Source organism: Haoranjiania flava, assembly GCF_025631005.1.
In the GTDB taxonomy this organism is placed as follows: domain Bacteria; phylum Bacteroidota; class Bacteroidia; order Chitinophagales; family Chitinophagaceae; genus Haoranjiania; species Haoranjiania flava.
The window spans coordinates 260,272-277,839 of sequence record NZ_JAOTPL010000001.1 but is presented as its reverse complement, the minus strand read 5'-3'; the positions used below and the strand labels follow the sequence as shown (position 1 = coordinate 277,839).

Genomic DNA, 17,568 nt, shown 5'->3' with positions numbered 1-17,568 from the left:
AAAACAATGGTTAAAAATTACATTTTTCAAAAAGCGGGTTTATTTGCTCTTGCGTCCGGTCTGTTTTTTACTTCATGCAGTAAAGATGGTGGCTCAGCTCCGGAAGGAGGCAATATGGCGCTGGAGGTGACTACTGTTAAAGATCTTAACGGGTTTGCAAAAGGACATGTGTGTTTTAGTCTGGAGCATAACCGGGAAGTGGCAGAAAGTTCTCCGGACTGGGACATAAAGATATCCGGAACAACTATCAGTTTTGGCAATGGAGCGAGCGGCCGGCTGGCAGAAGGTATTATGGCTTCCTATAAGACTGCTCCCGAAAGCGGCTACAGTACCTCGGGCATCACCGGAAGCGGTTCTTATTACATTAATACATTGTACAATGTGCCGCAGCATGCCATATTGATGAAACCGGGTGTGCTAATCATCATAAAAACCGGGAAAGGGAAATTTGCCAAAATAGAAATGATAAGCTATTACAAAGGCAATCCCGACGTTACAACGGCAGATTTTGCTGACATAGCCACACGGGGAGAGAAGTGGCCTAAGCAACACTATACCTTTAATTATGTATTGCAGCCCAACGGAACCACTAAGTTTTAAAACAGGAAATACAAAGCTGTAACGAACTATGCCGGAGCAGGCGCCTGGCATAACTGTCAGCTGCACTACGGATACTTCTAAAAGATGTATCAAAAATAATGAAAGCGTTGAGATCACTTATACAAAACTTTGTCCACCGCCTTGCCGGATAAAAAAAAGCTGCCTCGAAAAGTTAGAGGCAGCTTCTGCTATTTTGTAAATGACGTGAAATGAATACAATGAGCTATTTTCAGACTTTCAATGCTCTTTAGAACCTCATATATTCTGTCATCTGGTAAATCAATATACTTCCTGGTCTTCAGGTTTATTATCGTCAATAAGGTTCAGCGCTTTTGCAAAGCTGGTAACTACAAAAGGCAATGCGAGCCAGAAATAAGGCCTTACCCAGATTAGCATGCAGATAATAACTACCGTGCTGATCGCGAACCAAAGCCAGTATTTTGAAGTTGATTTTTCTTTGTCCATCGGATATGCTGATTTTTACAAATGTATATAAATTTCTGAAAATTAAAAGATTCTGCCGAAGGTTCTTTTGTAATTTTCAATAGCTTCTAATATAATCTTTTGTGCAAGCTCTTTGTTGCCAAAGTCTTCTACTTTTACTTTCTTGTCTTCCAGCCTTTTGTATTCTTCAAAAAAGTGTTTCAGCTCCTGGAAGAAGTGGTTGGATAATTCTGAAATATTGTTGATGTGGTTAAATGCCTGGTCGTTTGCGGCTACGCCAATGATTTTATCATCGCCTTCGCCGTTGTCTATCATCTGCATTACACCGATTACCTTAGCTTCCACGATGCAAAGCGGTTGAATGTTGATAGATGAGAGCACCATAATATCCAGCGGGTCATGGTCGTCGCCGAGGGAGTTGGGTATAAACCCGTAGTTGTTGGGGTAGTGGAAGGAAGAATAGATCACCCTGTCCATTTTTAAAAGCCCTGATTCCTTGTCAAGCTCGTACTTAGCTCTTGATCCCTGCGGTATTTCAATTACGGCATTTACAATAGCCGGCGCTTTTTCACCGTACGGTACGTTGTGCCAGGGGTGGTTTACGTTGATATACATAATTAATTTCTTTTAACGATTTTATTATCTGAATAGCCTTAAAATATCATTACCCAAAGCAAATATCATCAAACCAAACAACAATATCATGCCAACGGTTTGTGCTACTTCCATAAATTTGTCTGACGGTTTTCTGCCGGTGATCATTTCATACAGGCAGAAGAGCGCGTGCCCGCCATCCAGTGCGGGGATAGGCAGCAGGTTCATAAATGCCAGCACCAGCGAGAAGAAAGCTGTAAGGCTCCAGAAAGATTGCCAGTCCCAGGTTGCCGGGAAAATGCTCCCGATGGTGATCAGTGAACCTACCGAATCTTTGGCCGCAACTTTGCCGCCGAAGATTAATTTAATCTGCAGCCAGTAGTCTTCCAGCGTTTCCCAGGTTTTGGTATAGCCGGCAGGGATTGATTCAAAGAAATTGTAGCTCAGCTTTTTCATTGTAAAGAATTTTTCCAGTTCAGGAACTGAAAAATATACCCCCAACGTACCATCTGTAGAGATTGGTGTGTTAATGTTTAAAGTGTCGGCGCCACGAAGAACGGTGAGGCTTGCCGTATCGCCTTTATGGCTTTTGATAAAATTGCGTACTTCATTGTCGTACTGAAAGGTCTGCCCGTTTGCTGCAACGATTTTGTCGCCGCTCTTAATTCCCGCTTTAGCTGCAGAGGCTGTATCTAATACTTTTTCAATGGGGAGCAACGGCACGCGCGGTGTAATAAAATTTACGTTTTTGGTAGCAATAAGTGTTTTGGCGATGTTGTCCGGGATGGGTATGTTTACCTGGCCGCCATTCCTGTCTACAGTTACATGGTGGGTTTTTCTTAAAAGCAGGTGTTTATTAATGTCCCTGAACTTTTCGTATTGCTTCCCGTCAATGGAAACAATCTTATCGCCATCCTTGAAGCCGATGCTTTTGGCCACCGAGTCTGTGGCAATACCATATTTTACTTCGCTCGTTGGCAGGTATTGATCGCCCCAGTTCCACAGGATCATGGAGTAAATAAAGAAGCCCAGCCACAGGTTTACAATTACACCTGCCAGCATAATGATGAGGCGTTGCCAGGCAGGCTTGCTTCTGAATTCGTAAGGTTTCGGAGGTTGCTTCATTTGCTCTTTGTCCATGCTCTCGTCTACCATCCCGGCAATTTTTACGTAGCCGCCCAGCGGCAGCCACCCAATGCCGTAGATGGTTTCACCGATTTTCTTTTTAAACAATGAGAACCACGGATCAAAGAAAAGATAGAATTTATCTACGCGGCATCCGAAGATCTTGGCAGCCACAAAGTGGCCGAGTTCATGTAAGGCAACAAGTATTGAAAAGGATAACAGGAACTGAAGCGTTTTTATTCCTACTATCGGCCAGTCGATTGCTAATAATATCATTTGTATAGTAAAATATTAATTCGAGTTTTGATTCTGCCCGGCTATATTTCCACCAGGGAAGCCGCAAAGGTACGCGCTTCGGCATCAGATTCAAAATAATCGTTTAGTGTGGGGTTTTGAATAAAAGGTATTTTTTCCATGGCCTGCTCTATCAGTTCTGTCATCTCCAGGAAGCCTATACGGTTTTTCAGGAATGCATAAACAGCTATTTCATTGGCCGCATTGAGGATGCAGGGCATGTTGCCGCCGGTCTCCAGCGCCTTTTGCGCCAGGAACAGGTTGCGGAAGGTTTTAATATCCGGCTCGTCGAAGGTTAGTTGCGCGGGATCTTTAAAATTATACCTGGGAAAATTGCTCCTGGTTCTTGCCGGGTAGGTGAGTGCATACTGGATAGGCACACGCATATCGGGCATGCCCATCTGCGCTTTCATGCTGCCGTCTTCGAACTCAACCATGCTGTGTATAATGCTCTGCGGGTGAATGACCACCTTTATCTGCTGAAGCGTTACGTCAAACAGCCATTTGGCTTCAATCATCTCTAGCCCTTTATTCATAAGGGTTGCAGAGTCAACGGAAATTTTTGCGCCCATGCTCCAGTTGGGATGCTGCAGTGCATGTTCGCGTTTTACATTTACCAGGAAATTAGGTTTCCTGCCCAGGAAGGGGCCTCCGCTCGCGGTGAGAATAATACGGTCTATTTTTTTGTAATCTTCTCCCTGCATGCACTGGAATATGGCTGAGTGTTCGCTGTCTACAGGCACAAGGTGCACATGGTGTTCCTTTGCTTTCTTCATTACAATATCGCCTGCCACAACCAGTGTTTCTTTGTTGGCAAGGCCGATGGTCTTACCGTTTTCTATCGCTTTTAATGTAGGCCTTAAGCCCGCAAAGCCAACGATAGCAGCTATCATAGTGTCGTAAATATCCAGGCCGGCCGTATCTTCCAGCGCCTGCTCTCCCGAAGCCACACTGATGCCTGTACCTGAAAGCGCCTGCAGCACTTCCTGGTATTTTTCTTCATTGCCGATCACTACTATCTTTGGGCCATAGCGCAAAGCCTGGTTTACCAGCAGCTCCACATTGTTTTGTGCTGTGAGTATTTCTACCGAAAATAAAGAGGGGTTAGCCTCGATCACCTCGAGCGTTTGCCTGCCTATCGAACCCGTGGAACCGAATATTGCTATACGTCTTTTTGACATGAAAAGAGATCAGAATTTACAACAATTTGTAAAGGTATTGTATTTATTTAATTCTGAAAAATAGCAAGTAACATGCCGGGCTTAATAATTATTTATTTTTAGATGTAACAAAACTCTTTAACTTTACGTATTATATATAAACTGTTAAAACTTTAGTAATGAAAAAGCTTTTCCTTGGTATATGTTTGCTGACTATAGGTGGTCTTTCTTTTGCGCAAAATAATACTGATTTCTCTACAGATACATTGCCCTACTTTAAGAAGACAGGTGCTGATGTAAAGCAAGCTACTCTTGAACAATCTAATTTAAGAGCAAGCAATATATTTGTTGAATTAGGAGGAAGCAGCATGATCTTCTCTATAAATGGAGATATGCGTTTTGAAAAAAAGCTAAATGGCCTGGGCGCAAGAATAGGAATCGGGTATGTAAGTTCAGAAGGAGAATCGGTACTTACAGTGCCAGTTTTAATGAATTATCTGCTGGGTAAAAATGGAAAATATTTTGAGATCGGCGCCGGCGCTGTATTTTCTAATACTGGTTTGTTTGGCACTGATAATTCTATTTACGGAACGCTGAATTTTGGTTACAGAAGGCAACCTTTATATGGAGGCTTTTTGTTCAGGACAGGATTGGCACCGGTATTCGATTCCAAAAACTTTATGCCACTGCCCTATCTTTCTTTTGGCTACGCATTCTAAGAAAAATAAATACCAAGTTCCATGCATATCGTACGGAACTTAACTTAGAAAAAACCTTTTTATCATAACCGCTCCTTCTCCAACACATCTGCAATCTTCCTGTCATTGCTCAGGCGCGGCAGTTTGTTCTGGCCGCCCAGCTTTCCGATGGACTTCATGTAATTGATAAAAGCGTCTCTTTTCACAGAGATGATCTGCAGCCTCTGCAAAATATTGCCGGCTATAAGATCGTCGTAGTAAGCATTCTTTTTTCGTAAATGCATATCTAATTCTTCTGCAAAAGCTTCAAGGTCATCGGGCTTTTTTTCAAATTCTATAAACCACTGGTGGTGGCTTTTGCCTTCTTCCTGTGCTACAAGTGGCGCTACCGTGAATTCAGTAATTTGTGCAGGGTATTTTTTCAGAGTTTCAGACAAGGCCGCTTCCACTTCTTCGCCAATCACATGCTCGCCAAATGCAGAAATATAATGTTTGGTCCTGCCTGATACGATCAGCCTGTAAGGGTCAATGCTTACAAACTTTACCGTATCGCCGATATTGTATCCCCACAAGCCTGCATTGTTATTGATAATGAGCGCATAGTTTTTGCCGGGCTCCACATCTCTGAGAGAAAGCCTGGTAGGATTTTCATCATGAATTTCTTCGGCTGGTACAAATTCATAAAAAATACCTTCATTGCTTGTGAGCAACATGCCTTTTTGGCCCTGCACATCCTGGTAGGCAAAGGAGCCTTCCGAAGCAGGAAACAATTCTATAGAATCCACTTCTTTCCCTATGGATTCAAATAATTTTTGTTTATAGGGTTCAAAATTCACGCCGCCATACACCAGCACAGAAAAATTCGGGAACAGTTCAATTACTTTTTTGCCGGTCTTTTCATAGAGCTTGTCAAAATACATCTGTATCCAGGGCGGGATGCCGCCTATCAGCGTCATGTCTTTATCTATGGTTTCTTCCACAATTTTATCCAGCTTGGTTTCCCAGTCTTCAATGCAGTTTGTTTCGTAGCTGGGTACCTGGCGTTTTCTTAAAAATCCCGGCACATGGTGGTTAGAGATGCCGCTAAGCCGTCCTGTGGGGATGCCGCCAACCTCGTCTAATGTGGGTGATCCGCTCAGGAAGATCATTTTGCCGTTGATAAAATCGCTGTTGCCGGTTGTGGCAATATACGTGAGCAGGGATTTTGCAGTAGACCTTATATGGTTCTGCATGGATTCTTTGGTGATGGGAATATACTTGGTGCCGCTGGTTGTGCCGCTGGTTTTGGCAAAATAAGCCGGTTTTCCGGGCCAGAGAATATCTTTTTCACCTTTTTTAATCAGTTCTATGTAGTGCTTTATGCCTTCGTAATCGCGGATGGGCACGTGCTTTTTAAAATCTTCATACGAATGAATGTTCCCGAAATGATGGTCGTGTCCGAAGCGGGTATTCCTGGCCTTCTGCACCAGTTCGCGCATGGTCTTTTCCTGGTCAGCCACCGCATTGCGCATCACTTTTTTCTGTTTGTTGTAAAATATGCCGGCCGCCGCCTTTGCTAAATAAGATACTATACTCACGCTATTGCTTTTTATCCAAACAAAAATACTATAAGTTATGATGAATCCGTTTTAATTTTGCATCTGTAAGAAATGTTATCTTTGCAGAGGCGCTAATTAATAAAATAATAACAATTATGAAAAATTTTTCTTGGATAATATTAATGTCATTGCTGTTTTTTGCATGCGATAAAAATGCAGGATTTGCTAAGAGGCCGGGATTTGATAACAATCAGCACATTTTTTCCAATTCAACAAAAGATACGGTATTAATTGCTAAAAATAAGGTTGAATGGTGGTTTAGCGAACTTGTAGTAAATGGAAAACCACTTGATTTTCATGACGGTTCTATTAAATACTATACTAAAAATGCGCCTGAAGGAGCACAAAATATACTATGGTATATTTATAAATTCGAAGGGGAATGGTTCACTGTGGAAAAGATAGATGAGCAGCAAATAAAAATTTCTATAAGCGCCAATACTAATTCTTCTCCTCGTAAATTGAGCTTCAAAGCCAATGTTGGTAATGCAGCAGATAATATTTCATTGACACAAATGCCTTAAGCAAATGACTTTTTTAAATTAAATGAATAATTTGTTGCTTTTATAGAAAAAAAGCATACCTTTGCAGTCCTAATTTTTAAAAACTATGTTCGCAGTTGTAAAGATAGCAGGCCAGCAATTCAGAGTACAGGAAGGCGATACCTTGTATGTACCGCATTTGTCTGCAAAGCAAGGAGATCAAATTGAGTTCAATGAAGTATTGATGACCGGCGATGGCGGTAACGTTACTCTGGGCGATGCTGTGAAAGCAGTAGTATCTGCCGAAGTTGTAGCCGATAAAGTGCAGGGAGATAAAGTAATTGCTTTCAAACACAAAAGAAGAAAAGGCTTCCGTAAAAAACACGGACACAGAACACAGTATACGCAAATCAAAATCAGCGGAATTGCGTAACTTTGCAAACTATTCATTAAACGTATTAATTTTATAAGAAATGGCACATAAGAAAGGTGAAGGTAGCGTAAAAAACGGTCGCGACTCCAGAAGCAAACGTCTTGGTGTAAAGATCTATGGCGGTCAGCCTGCAATTTCAGGTAATATTATCGTGCGCCAGCGTGGTACTACATATCATCCCGGTAAAAATGTGGGCGTGGGTAAAGACTTCACATTGTTTGCATTAACCGACGGCGTTGTAGAATTCAGAAAAACGAAAGATAATAAATCAGTTGTTTCTGTAGTAGAGCAGGAAGTGCTGGTTGCGCAATAAACACTAACTGTTTTAAAATATTTTAGCTGTCGTATTTTACGGCAGCTATTTTTGTTTGTAGTAGGCAGGGCACACAGCAGTTTCGGTAAAGTTTTTGATGTATTCTACAAAACACACTCTTTACACTGGGCCAATAAAAACTTTGCTTATGAAATATATGATCTCTGTTTGTTTAATGCTGTTTATGATATCCTGTGATAAAAAAGATAAAGAAATTGTGGTGGCTGAAGCCAAAACACAATTAAATGTTTCCTACGGGAGCAATACACACCAAACTTTTGATATGTACCTTCCTGCCAACAGGAGCACGGCTCAAACGCGGGTAATAATACTCATCCACGGCGGCGGCTGGACCGGTGGTGATAAAAAAGATTTTACTCCTGCGATAGCTGCCGTACAACAGCATTTAACTGGCCATGCCATTGTAAATATGAACTACAGACTGGTTGATCAGAACAATAAAATGCTGCCTAACCAGACAGATGATATCCACGCAGTATAAATTATTTTGTGCAAAATGCCGGCGAGCTGGCCATAAAGCCTGAATTTGTTCTATGCGGTGTAAGCGCCGGCGGGCATCTTTCTATGTTGTATGCCTATAAGTTTGATGCAGCGCACCGTGTAAAGGCTGTTGCCAACATCGTAGGGCCAACTAACCTGGCCGATACCTATTACAGTTCCAATCCGCAGTATGCCGTATCTGTACAGCATATCACCGATGCTTCAGCGCTGCCTGCAGGCATGACTGCGCCGGTGTATGCCAGCCCGATTACCTGGGTATCTGCTTCATCTGCGCCTACCATTTCCTTCTTTGGAAACCTGGATCTGCTGGTTCCTGTTTCGCAGAAAACAATACTTGATCAGAAGCTGAATGATTTTAAAGTAAAACATGAGTCTCACCTGTACAACGGCGGCCATGAAATTGGCGGTACGTATATGTCAGATATTTTTTCCAAGCTAAAAACTTTCTTATCTGTGACGGTAAATATATAATGCTGAAACAGCAACTCAACAATTAAACAACACAACAAAACAGCAGGGTTATTGCAGCAATGGATTTCCTAATAGTTTATCAGGAAAATTGTAATAACATCGCCGGAGGCGATAGAAAAGAAATGCGTGGCGATGACGCCACGCATAACTTCTTAACTTGATTACTTCATAACCAAACACTCCGCATCTCCGCATCTCCACATCTCCACAACTAAACAAATAAACAGTCAATGACCCCACATCACTTCATACAACTATCCCTTCTCCGGCCTCATCTGCGGGAAAAACAATACATCCTGTATGGAAGGTTGATTGGTGAGCAACATCACCAGCCTGTCAATGCCAATACCTATGCCGCTTGTAGGTGGCATACCGTATTCCAGTGCGCGGAGAAAATCCTGGTCTATAAACATGGCCTCGTCATCGCCCCTCTCCATTAACTGTGCCTGCTCTTCAAAGCGCTCTCTCTGGTCAATAGGGTCATTCAGCTCGGTGTATGCATTGGCAATTTCCTTACCATTGATCATCAGTTCAAAACGCTCTACCAGTCCTTGCTTGCTTCTGTGCTTCTTAGTTAGTGGCGACATTTCTACCGGGTAATCAATGATAAAAGTAGGCTGTATGAATTTACTTTCAGAAGTTTCACCAAACAATTCGTCAATCAGTTTTCCTTTGCCCATGGTATTATCTGCATGAATATTCAGCTTGCGGGCCACTTCTCTCAGCTCGTCTTCATCCATGCTGCTCACATCCATGCCCGTATTTTCTTTAATAGCATCCAGTATGGAAATTCTTTTGTACGGCGCTTTAAAGCTGATCACTTTATCACCTACCTGCACATCGGTGGTCCCATGAACGGCTATAGCCAGCTTCTCCATGAGTTGTTCGGTAATTTCCATCATCCAGAAATAATCTTTGTAGGCTGTGTACCATTCCAGCACCGTAAATTCCGGGTTATGTGTGCGGTCCATGCCTTCGTTCCTGAAATTGCGGCTGAATTCGTATACCCAGTCAAAGCCGCCTACAATCAGGCGTTTGAGGTAAAGTTCATTGGCTATCCTCAGGTAAAATGGTACGTCCAGCGCATTGTGGTGGGTAGTAAACGGCCTGGCAGCAGCGCCGCCGGGAATCGATTGCAGCACGGGAGTATCTACCTCCAGCGCACCACGTTCATTGAGGAAATCGCGGATAGTATTGATGATGGTTGTACGTTGTGTAAAGGTTTTCTTCACATCAGGGTTTATCACCAGGTCTGCATAGCGCTGGCGGTACCTGAATTCCGGGTCTGTAACTGCATCATGCAGGTTGCCGTCTTCATCGCGCTTCACTACCGGCAATGGTTTCAGCGCTTTGGCCAGCAAGGTTATCTCTTTAGCGTGTATAGAAGTTTCGCCTGTTTTTGTTATAAACACAAAACCTTTTACACCAATAAAATCTCCCAGGTCCAGGCCTTTGATGGCCAGTTGCCAGAAAGTTTTATCCTCTTCCGGGCAAATCTCATCGCGTTTTACATACAATTGTATTATGCCTTTGCTATCCTGTACTTTTATAAAAAATACTTTTCCCTTATCGTTGATGCTCATTACGCGCCCGGCAATGCAAACATCTGTAAATGCTTCTTTGGTTTCTTCGCTAAAAGCAGATTTTATTTCCGATGAATAATGCGATACGGGATATAACGCGGCCGGGTAGGCTTCAATACCGGCTTCTGCCAGGTTTTTTAACTTCTCTCTCCTTATGATCTCCTGATCTGATAAATGCTGACTCATAATACAATTTTGAGGCGCAAAGATAAGAAATAATTAAGCTATCATTTTAATTCAAGGAAATGGTAGTATAATTTCCGGGATAAGAGTTTTTTGTGCTTCTCATAATCAACCCCCGCTTCAAGGAGATCTTTATATCTTTCATCTCCTGTTTGGCCTTGCCAGCCTTTGGTAAATTCATTTTTATAATGTCTATAAAATATTTCTCTGTTGAATTCTGTGTTGTAAAATAGGTAGTACAAGTCCGGTTTTTTTGAATAGTTGATTGTATATTTTGTTACAATCCATGACCAGTTGATTGCACTGCTTATCACAAGCGTTATAAAAAATGCCCAAAACATATTTTTTACCAAGTAAATATTTGTCTTCTTTTTCCTGATCTTATTATAAGTAAAGTAAAGGCCGATCATAGAGAGCAACAGGAAAATATACACGCCGATCCTTTTAAAAGTAAGTGCATAAGCCTGTACATAAATACTGTTAGCTATCAGCGCTGAAAGGATCAACAACAGATTAAGCCCGATCCACAGGTAAGCCAATAGTTTTAACCTTCCTGCAGATTGGTCAAAGTTGAAAGTATTTTTAAAATAAAAGAGTATAATGCTTACTGCAAGTAGGATGGAGAAAATAATGGTATAAATTCTTTCATGAACGTTGCTGCTTAGCGTATCCTCACTGCTGAATTGAAATTGTTCTATATTGTATACAACCAAAAATAGCAACAGCAGAATATTCAGTAATATTAAGGTGATTTCTCCGCTTCTTCTTTCCAGGTTTACATCAAAGTTATAGAGCGAAGCCTTCTGTACTCTTTTGTCTCCGGAAAAATTATCTCCAAGATTCTGATTATTGTATATCACAATTCTGGGTATCATGAAATGATAGAAATTAAACATCAGGAAAAATCCAAGAGCGGTTAATACCACTATTTCCGGCATTTTAAAGTCTGTAACAAATTTGCTGAAAAACCCGGATAACAAACTGCTGCTATTACTATAAACAATAACAAAGATCACAGCAAAAAAACCGGGAATGATATAGTAGGCAATCAGCCTTGCCCTGATATGGGTGATTTTATTTTTACTGAACAGCCATTGGTTCAGCATAAATATCCTGAACGGGAAGCTGGCATAGTTGGCAGGCAAAAGAACGAGAAGGTTCAGCATATTGAGCTTATTTAAAAATAATGTGTAGAAGCCTGCTATGATCAGTGACAAATACAATGCTGCGAATGAAATGAAATCGCCATACCATGCAAATGCGCCGGCAGAGGTTATAACACATAAGCTCAAAAAAATAAACTTTGTGTCTTTATAAATTTTTTTCCTGAGCAATAGTAAACTGCACCATACCATCATTGCAAAAATAGATAGATTTAATCCCACTCCCTGCCCATAAAATAAGATAACAAAAGATGCTGTTGTAAACAACAGCAATTGATTTTTTACTGTTTTCATTGTTTAATTTTTGTTTGAAAGTACTTTGTATTACAAAGTAAGGGTATAAAAAATTTTATTGGTTATTGATTAGTTTTTCCAAAGCGTTGATGTGGTCTACAAAAGCTTTGCGGCCCGATGACGATACAGCGTAGGATGTTTTAGGTTTACGTGAAACGAACTCTTTTTTTATTTTTATATATTTTTTCTTTTCCAGTGCAGAGATATGGCTCGCCAGGTTGCCGTCAGTTACCTGCAGGTATTCTTTTAGCTCATTGAATTCTGCCCAGTCGTTCACCATTAGTACAGACATAATTCCCAGCCTTACCCTGCTTTCAAAATCTTTATTTAATGATTGTACAATGCTCATGTCCTGGGGTTATTTATTCATAAGTGTTTTCATACTTTCTATACATTACTATACCATAAATAATATGCAGCACGCCAAAACCTACAGCCCAGGATAGCAGTCCGTAGCCGGTAAACACAGATGAGAGGAGGCCTAATAATATTTCAACATAGCCGAGATTGGCAATATCACCGAAAGTATATTTCCCGGCGTTAATAAGGGCAAGCCCGTAAAAAATCAAAGTTGCGGGCGCTATAAGATAAAACAAACCATGATACAATAAAATAAGGCAGAAAATGCCGCCAGTGATTAAAGGGATAAATAATGCCGTCACCAGGTTTTTGCTTGCTTTATTCCACACAGACAGCTTGTTTCTCCTGCTTTTCCTGACCGTAAAATAAATACCGGCTGCCAAAGCTGATGCCAATACAAGTAGTGCGAGTATAATAAGTTCTTTTACCAATTCCTGTGGATACATATTTCTTTCCCCGTCAAAATAGTTGATGCCTGATTTATTAAACAGGTAATAAGCCACTGCTGCACCTGCCAATGCTATGATGCCTGCACTTATACCAGACGTGCCGCTGAGGGATATGAACCGTGTGGACTGCTCCATCATGTTTCTTATTTGTGCCAGGTCCTGCTGAAGTTTGTCTTTCATAAAAGTACTTTGAAGTACAAAGTTAGTAAATGCCTGTAATATTTTCCAAATAATTTTTCCTGAAATCATTTATGCAAATAGCTCCTGATCCATTTGGCATTCTCTATAGCGCCAAGGTTGCCGGTGTTGTTAAAGGCGCAGTAAACTGTTTTTATTTGTTCCTGTTTTATTTTATCAGCAATAATTTTTAATTCATCTTCCACATAAGTAGAAAAATAAAGATCGGGAATACCGTGAAATCGGTAATACAACATATCGGTGGTTACCACTACATCGTCTGGCAGGCCGGGAAAACTTACGCTGCAAAATGTGATGTTGTTTTCTGTGAAAGCATCGTAAACAGCCGTATTCCACCAGCTGGCATGCCGGAGCTCGAATACATTGATGAAATTTTTGTTTGCAGCTTTGATAATTTTTTCCAGGTTGTCTTCTGTAAAGTGGTAGGAGGGTGGCATCTGGAAGATCAGGCAGCCTAATTTCTCCCGGAGCCCTTCGTTGCATACAGCGTAGAAGTCATTGAGTAGCTCCGTGCATTCTTTTAGCTTTTTAAAATGCGTAATAGATCTGGGGGCTTTTACTACAAATGTGAAATCGTCCGGGGCCTTATCGTACCACGATTGCAGGGTTTTCAGCTTCGGGAAATTGTAAAAAGTATTGTTCAGTTCCAGCATAGAAAAATGAGAAGCATAGAAGGCAAACCAGTCTTTGGAGGGCATGCCCTGCGGGTAAAAGCTGTTTTTCCATTCACGGTAACTGTAGCCGGAACAACCTATAAAAAAGTCCATAATAAATTATTGATTTCAACAGTTAAAGTTAGCAAAACAAATAAGTTTTTCACATGAAATAACCATAAGATTAAGAATCTACACCAACCGGTACTGAGTATTGAATCTAAAAAGCTGGTTATTCCATGTGGCAACTAAAAAATAAATAAATATACACACTTGAAATAGCCATAAGCAAAGTTGCATAGTAAGCATTGATGAATAAAAGCTATTCCATGTGACAACTGAAAAACAAATAAATTATATACACTTGAAATAACCATAAGATTAGGGATCTACACCAACCGGTACTGAGTATTGAATCTAAAAAGCTGGTTATTCCATGTGGCAACTAAAAAATAAATAAATATACACACATGAAAATCACTATTTTTAAATAAAATATAGGCATGAACGTTTTAGTGATATTAGGACATCCGCGCAAAGAAAGTTATTGTGGTGCATTAGCCGAAGCTTACACGCGTGGTGCAGAAGAAGCAGGTGCACATGTGAAGCGCATTTTAATAGCCGATATGCAGTTTGAAAAGAATGTACTTGCCGCTCCACCGGAAGAACAGTTTTTAGAACCGGATATACTAAAAGCAAAGGACTTGATAACATGGGCAAACCACCTGGTGTTTATATATCCCACCTGGTGGGGCAGTGTGCCATCGCTCCTGAAGGCATTTCTGGAACGTACCATCATCCCGGGTTTTGCATTCAGGGAATTGCAGTTCGACGCGTATGAAAAAAAGCTAAGCCCGCGCACCGCGCAATTGATCACCACTATGGATACGCCACTGTTCGTATATAAATTATTTTACGGTTCACCCGGTACAAAAGCGCTCACCAACGCTACCCTGAAATTCTGTGGAGTAAGCCCGGTGCGAAAAATGCATATAAGCCCTGTAAAGCATTCCACGCGAAAGAAAAAAGAGCAATGGCTCGAAGAAGTATATCATACAGGAAGAGCGTTGCAGTATGGAGTATTAACACCCTGGGAAAAATTAATGAAGCGGATAAACCCCTGGATACAGGCTGTGAGGCTGCAGTTTTACCCCATGACTTTTTTTGCTTACAGCGCAGGCGCTTTTGCTGCAGCGTTTTTCGGACATACTTTTAATATGGCAGTATTCCTGCTGGGGTATATATTGTTGTTCCTTTTTGAAGTAGCCGTTGTTTTCAGTAATGAATACCACGATAAGGAAACAGACAGGCTCAACCGTTTTTACAGTCCTTTCACCGGTGGTTCAAGGGTACTTGTCAACGGATTGATCTCGGATGAAGCAATCAAAAAGGCTACCCGGAATGTACTGGCTGTATGCTTTGCCATTACTGCGCTGGTGGCATACCTTTCATCTGCTCCGTATTATGTATCAATTTCTTTGATAATGATTTTGTTCGTTATAGCTATTTCCTATACAGTGCCTCCGGTAAAATTTTCTTACAATGGCATGGGAGAGATGGTAGTAGGTTTTACCCACAGCTTTGCCATGATCCTCTGCGGGTTTGTATTCCAGGGCGGAAGCTTGGGCAACAGCTACCCCTGGTTGCTGAGCCTGCCACTGTTCTTATCTATCGTGCCGGCAATCATTATGGCTGGCATGCCCGATTATTTTGCCGATAAAGCAGCCGGGAAAGGTACACTGGCCGTACGTTTTGGTAAATCAAAAGCTACGGGCCTGGCCATTGTTTTTGTATTGCTGGCAACATCATCAGCGATATTTCTAAAGCTATCGGGATACCTGGATGAAGCTTATGGAAATAGTATTTACCTCACAATCATCCATGCTGTGCTGCTTGTAAAAATGCTGTACACTTTTATGCGCAAAAAAGATAAGCCAGACCGTATTGATGCAATTATGGCCGTATCGCTCATGTACATTATGTGGTACGCATTGATACCTTTTATCAAATTGATGTAGGAAAATATGAGGCTGACCTGAAAAGTCAGCCTCATAATGTTATATTAGCTGTTGATGATCTCACCGCCGTTGGGGTGCAACACCTGCCCGGTCATATAGCTTGAGTCTTCACTTGCCAGGAACAGGTAGCTCGGGGCTACTTCACTAGGCTCGCCTGCGCGCTGCAATGGAGTGTCAGAGCCGAATTCCGCCACCTTCTCCGCATCGAAAGTTGCAGGGATCAAGGGTGTCCATATCGGGCCGGGAGCCACGCCATTCACACGAATACCTTTCTCTGCCAGCGATGCAGAAAGCGAACGCACAAATGCAACAATGGCGCCTTTTGTAGATGCATAATCTATCAGGTGATGGCTGCCCCTGTACGCAGTAACAGAAGTGGTGCAGATAATGCTGGCTCCTTGCTTCAGGTGCTTCAACGCAGCTTTTGTCAGGTAAAAATGAGGGTAAATATTTGTTTCAAAAGTTTTATGCAACTGTTTGGCTGAGATCTTTTCCAGCGATTCCTGCGGGAACTGTACAGCAGCATTGTTGACAACAATATCAAGCCGCTTAAACTTTTTGATTGTCTGTGCCACAATATCCTTGCAATGCGCTTCATCAGAAATATCGCCTCTTATAACTAAAACCTCTCCGCCATATTGTTTTATCAACTCCATTGTTTTTTTAGCATCTACGTCTTCATTGAGGTAAGATAGCACAATGTTGGCGCCTTCTTTGGCAAACAACAGCGCTACCGCCTTGCCGATACCACTGTCGCCGCCTGTGATGATAGCTACTTTGTTTTCCAGTTTTCGCTGCCTGTCTTCAGGAATTGCATCAGGCTTCGGTTGCATTTTATCTTCCACACCCGGCTGCTGTTCCTGCTTTTGCGCCGGCCGTATTTTTTTAGGACTTGATTTCATAATAGTATGTTTTAATTTTTTTTAATGGTCGAGACTGCAATAACCCGTTTAGATGTGTACATGCTTTGCCGGTTGATTTGGTGATGTTCCGGCTGATAAATAAATCGTGTTTTGGTTTATGATTAAAATTAATGCATCTCTGCGAGCATTGAAAAAATATGTGGCTGAATTTTTGTAATTTAACCTTTTGTAAATCATCACGATATCATATGCCCGAAGGTCCATCCATCATCATTCTAAAAGAAGCCGTACAGCCTTTTTTGAAAAAGAAGATCACAGCAGTCAGCGGAAACACCACAATAGAAAAAGAAAGAATGCTCAACAAAAAGGTAGTGGCATTCAGGAGCTGGGGTAAACAATTTTTTATTTGCTTTGATGGTTTTTCCCTGCGCATACATTTCCTTTTGTTTGGTTCTTACCTGGTAAATGAAGAAAAAGAAGCAAAGCCCAGGCTGCGGCTGGATTTTAAAAACGGCTTTATAAATTTATACAGTTGTTCTATAAAGTTTATAGAAGAAAACCTGGATGATATCTACGATGAGGAAGTAGATGTTATGTCTGAAAAATGGAACCCTGACAAGGCAAAATCATACCTGCTCGCACACCCTGAAATGTTAGTGACAGACGCGCTGCTCGACCAGAATGTTTTTTCCGGATCGGGCAACATTATTAAAAATGAAGTACTTTTCAGAACCAGTATCCACCCCAAAAATAAGATCGGCGACCTGCCGGCAAAGAAGTTGGCGGAAATGATAGCAGAGACACGAAACTATGCTTTTGACTTTTTAAAATGGAAGAAGCAGTTTGTGTTGCGCAAGCATTGGCTGGCGCACACAAAGCAAACCTGCGCGAATTGCGGTGGCACCATCACGAAAGAATACCTGGGTAAAACAAAAAGAAGAACCTTTTACTGCAACAATTGCCAGGTGAATTATTCTTTAGATAAAGTCTAAAGATGTAAGTAATTCTTAAACACAATTTCAAGAAATGCAACCATCCTTAAAAATATCGATAAAAAATTTGGATAATAG

General features: G+C 41.4%; 18 protein-coding genes and 1 pseudogene. 8 read left to right on the top strand and 11 right to left on the bottom strand.

Features of this window, described 5'->3' with window-relative positions; translation table 11 throughout:
- Positions 1 to 6: 6 nt before the first annotated feature.
- Complete coding sequence (locus OD355_RS01255; RefSeq protein WP_263036625.1) at positions 7 to 600, top strand: HmuY family protein; 594 nt, start codon at positions 7 to 9, stop codon at positions 598 to 600.
- A gap of 279 nt (positions 601 to 879) precedes the next feature.
- Here the strand turns inward: OD355_RS01255 and OD355_RS01250 are convergent, their stop codons facing one another.
- The 4 genes from OD355_RS01250 to OD355_RS01235 are packed head-to-tail and all read right to left on the bottom strand — an operon-like array spanning position 880 to position 4,238.
- Entirely contained in the window at positions 880 to 1,065 is a 186-nt protein-coding gene (locus OD355_RS01250) for a hypothetical protein (protein WP_263036624.1), read from the bottom strand.
- A gap of 42 nt (positions 1,066 to 1,107) precedes the next feature.
- A complete protein-coding gene (locus OD355_RS01245) occupies positions 1,108 to 1,659 on the bottom strand; it encodes an inorganic diphosphatase (protein ID WP_263036623.1) in 552 nt (183 codons plus the stop codon).
- A gap of 24 nt (positions 1,660 to 1,683) precedes the next feature.
- Positions 1,684 to 3,039, bottom strand: a complete 1,356-nt coding sequence (gene rseP, locus OD355_RS01240; protein ID WP_263036622.1) for an RIP metalloprotease RseP — start codon at positions 3,037 to 3,039, stop codon at positions 1,684 to 1,686.
- Between the two features lie 41 nt (positions 3,040 to 3,080).
- Positions 3,081 to 4,238 (bottom strand): 1-deoxy-D-xylulose-5-phosphate reductoisomerase, encoded by a 1,158-nt coding sequence (locus OD355_RS01235; protein WP_263036621.1) that lies wholly within the window; start codon positions 4,236 to 4,238, stop codon positions 3,081 to 3,083.
- 158 nt (positions 4,239 to 4,396) lie between these two features.
- On the opposite strand from OD355_RS01235, the gene OD355_RS01230 reads away from it, so the two are divergent.
- Complete coding sequence (locus tag OD355_RS01230; protein ID WP_263036620.1) at positions 4,397 to 4,936, top strand: hypothetical protein; 540 nt, start codon at positions 4,397 to 4,399, stop codon at positions 4,934 to 4,936.
- 62 nt (positions 4,937 to 4,998) lie between these two features.
- Here OD355_RS01230 and OD355_RS01225 read toward each other — a convergent pair whose 3' ends face one another.
- On the bottom strand, positions 4,999 to 6,492 hold the full coding sequence (locus OD355_RS01225; RefSeq protein WP_263036619.1) for a GH3 auxin-responsive promoter family protein: 1,494 nt from the start codon (positions 6,490 to 6,492) through the stop codon (positions 4,999 to 5,001).
- Between the two features lie 116 nt (positions 6,493 to 6,608).
- Here OD355_RS01225 and OD355_RS01220 point away from each other — a divergent pair, with 116 nt between their 5' ends.
- The 4 genes and pseudogenes from OD355_RS01220 (at position 6,609) to OD355_RS13875 (ending at position 8,734) form a co-directional block, all read left to right on the top strand.
- Positions 6,609 to 7,037 (top strand): hypothetical protein, encoded by a 429-nt coding sequence (locus OD355_RS01220; protein WP_263036618.1) that lies wholly within the window; start codon positions 6,609 to 6,611, stop codon positions 7,035 to 7,037.
- An 85-nt stretch (positions 7,038 to 7,122) separates the two neighbouring features.
- On the top strand, positions 7,123 to 7,428 hold the full coding sequence (gene rplU, locus OD355_RS01215; protein ID WP_263036617.1) for a 50S ribosomal protein L21: 306 nt from the start codon (positions 7,123 to 7,125) through the stop codon (positions 7,426 to 7,428).
- Positions 7,429 to 7,468: 40 nt separating this feature from the next.
- Entirely contained in the window at positions 7,469 to 7,741 is a 273-nt protein-coding gene (gene rpmA / locus OD355_RS01210; RefSeq protein ID WP_263036616.1) for a 50S ribosomal protein L27, read from the top strand.
- A 97-nt stretch (positions 7,742 to 7,838) separates the two neighbouring features.
- Positions 7,839 to 8,734: pseudogene (locus OD355_RS13875) on the top strand (alpha/beta hydrolase fold domain-containing protein).
- A gap of 254 nt (positions 8,735 to 8,988) precedes the next feature.
- On the opposite strand, the gene lysS reads toward OD355_RS13875, so the two are convergent.
- From lysS to OD355_RS01175, 5 genes are all read right to left on the bottom strand, one after another.
- On the bottom strand, positions 8,989 to 10,503 hold the full coding sequence (lysS, locus tag OD355_RS01195; RefSeq protein ID WP_263036613.1) for a lysine--tRNA ligase: 1,515 nt from the start codon (positions 10,501 to 10,503) through the stop codon (positions 8,989 to 8,991).
- Positions 10,504 to 10,544: 41 nt separating this feature from the next.
- On the bottom strand, positions 10,545 to 11,957 hold the full coding sequence (locus OD355_RS01190; RefSeq protein ID WP_263036612.1) for a DUF4173 domain-containing protein: 1,413 nt from the start codon (positions 11,955 to 11,957) through the stop codon (positions 10,545 to 10,547).
- 55 nt (positions 11,958 to 12,012) lie between these two features.
- Positions 12,013 to 12,306 carry a winged helix-turn-helix domain-containing protein gene (locus tag OD355_RS01185; RefSeq protein WP_263036611.1) on the bottom strand — a complete coding sequence of 98 codons (294 nt, stop codon included), beginning with the start codon at positions 12,304 to 12,306 and terminating at the stop codon, positions 12,013 to 12,015.
- Between the two features lie 13 nt (positions 12,307 to 12,319).
- Complete coding sequence (locus OD355_RS01180; RefSeq protein ID WP_263036610.1) at positions 12,320 to 12,946, bottom strand: hypothetical protein; 627 nt, start codon at positions 12,944 to 12,946, stop codon at positions 12,320 to 12,322.
- A gap of 65 nt (positions 12,947 to 13,011) precedes the next feature.
- A complete protein-coding gene (locus tag OD355_RS01175) occupies positions 13,012 to 13,731 on the bottom strand; it encodes a DUF72 domain-containing protein (RefSeq protein WP_263036609.1) in 720 nt (239 codons plus the stop codon).
- A gap of 389 nt (positions 13,732 to 14,120) precedes the next feature.
- On the opposite strand from OD355_RS01175, the gene OD355_RS01170 reads away from it, so the two are divergent.
- Positions 14,121 to 15,635: an NAD(P)H-dependent oxidoreductase gene (locus OD355_RS01170; protein WP_263036608.1), complete on the top strand. Its 1,515-nt coding sequence runs from the start codon at positions 14,121 to 14,123 to the stop codon at positions 15,633 to 15,635.
- Between the two features lie 44 nt (positions 15,636 to 15,679).
- On the opposite strand, the gene OD355_RS01165 is transcribed toward OD355_RS01170, so the two are convergent.
- On the bottom strand, positions 15,680 to 16,537 hold the full coding sequence (locus OD355_RS01165) for an SDR family oxidoreductase (protein WP_263036607.1): 858 nt from the start codon (positions 16,535 to 16,537) through the stop codon (positions 15,680 to 15,682).
- Positions 16,538 to 16,746: 209 nt separating this feature from the next.
- Here OD355_RS01165 and OD355_RS01160 point away from each other — a divergent pair, with 209 nt between their 5' ends.
- A complete protein-coding gene (locus OD355_RS01160) occupies positions 16,747 to 17,490 on the top strand; it encodes a DNA-formamidopyrimidine glycosylase family protein (protein ID WP_263036606.1) in 744 nt (247 codons plus the stop codon).
- Positions 17,491 to 17,568: the final 78 nt, after the last annotated feature.

Excerpts from the sequence above, each read along its gene's own strand:
- OD355_RS01255 (WP_263036625.1), top strand. The coding sequence starts at position 7 with ATGGTTAAAAATTACATTTTTCAAAAAGCGGGTTTATTTGCTCTTGCG.
- OD355_RS01250 (WP_263036624.1), bottom strand. The coding sequence starts at position 1,065 with ATGGACAAAGAAAAATCAACTTCAAAATACTGGCTTTGGTTCGCGATC.
- OD355_RS01245 (WP_263036623.1), bottom strand. The coding sequence starts at position 1,659 with ATGTATATCAACGTAAACCACCCCTGGCACAACGTACCGTACGGTGAA.
- rseP (WP_263036622.1), bottom strand. The coding sequence starts at position 3,039 with ATGATATTATTAGCAATCGACTGGCCGATAGTAGGAATAAAAACGCTT.
- OD355_RS01235 (WP_263036621.1), bottom strand. The coding sequence starts at position 4,238 with ATGTCAAAAAGACGTATAGCAATATTCGGTTCCACGGGTTCGATAGGC.
- OD355_RS01230 (WP_263036620.1), top strand. The coding sequence starts at position 4,397 with ATGAAAAAGCTTTTCCTTGGTATATGTTTGCTGACTATAGGTGGTCTT.
- OD355_RS01220 (WP_263036618.1), top strand. The coding sequence starts at position 6,609 with ATGAAAAATTTTTCTTGGATAATATTAATGTCATTGCTGTTTTTTGCA.
- rplU (WP_263036617.1), top strand. The coding sequence starts at position 7,123 with ATGTTCGCAGTTGTAAAGATAGCAGGCCAGCAATTCAGAGTACAGGAA.
- rpmA (WP_263036616.1), top strand. The coding sequence starts at position 7,469 with ATGGCACATAAGAAAGGTGAAGGTAGCGTAAAAAACGGTCGCGACTCC.
- lysS (WP_263036613.1), bottom strand. The coding sequence starts at position 10,503 with ATGAGTCAGCATTTATCAGATCAGGAGATCATAAGGAGAGAGAAGTTA.
- OD355_RS01190 (WP_263036612.1), bottom strand. The coding sequence starts at position 11,957 with ATGAAAACAGTAAAAAATCAATTGCTGTTGTTTACAACAGCATCTTTT.
- OD355_RS01185 (WP_263036611.1), bottom strand. The coding sequence starts at position 12,306 with ATGAGCATTGTACAATCATTAAATAAAGATTTTGAAAGCAGGGTAAGG.
- OD355_RS01180 (WP_263036610.1), bottom strand. The coding sequence starts at position 12,946 with ATGAAAGACAAACTTCAGCAGGACCTGGCACAAATAAGAAACATGATG.
- OD355_RS01175 (WP_263036609.1), bottom strand. The coding sequence starts at position 13,731 with ATGGACTTTTTTATAGGTTGTTCCGGCTACAGTTACCGTGAATGGAAA.
- OD355_RS01170 (WP_263036608.1), top strand. The coding sequence starts at position 14,121 with ATGAACGTTTTAGTGATATTAGGACATCCGCGCAAAGAAAGTTATTGT.
- OD355_RS01165 (WP_263036607.1), bottom strand. The coding sequence starts at position 16,537 with ATGAAATCAAGTCCTAAAAAAATACGGCCGGCGCAAAAGCAGGAACAG.
- OD355_RS01160 (WP_263036606.1), top strand. The coding sequence starts at position 16,747 with ATGCCCGAAGGTCCATCCATCATCATTCTAAAAGAAGCCGTACAGCCT.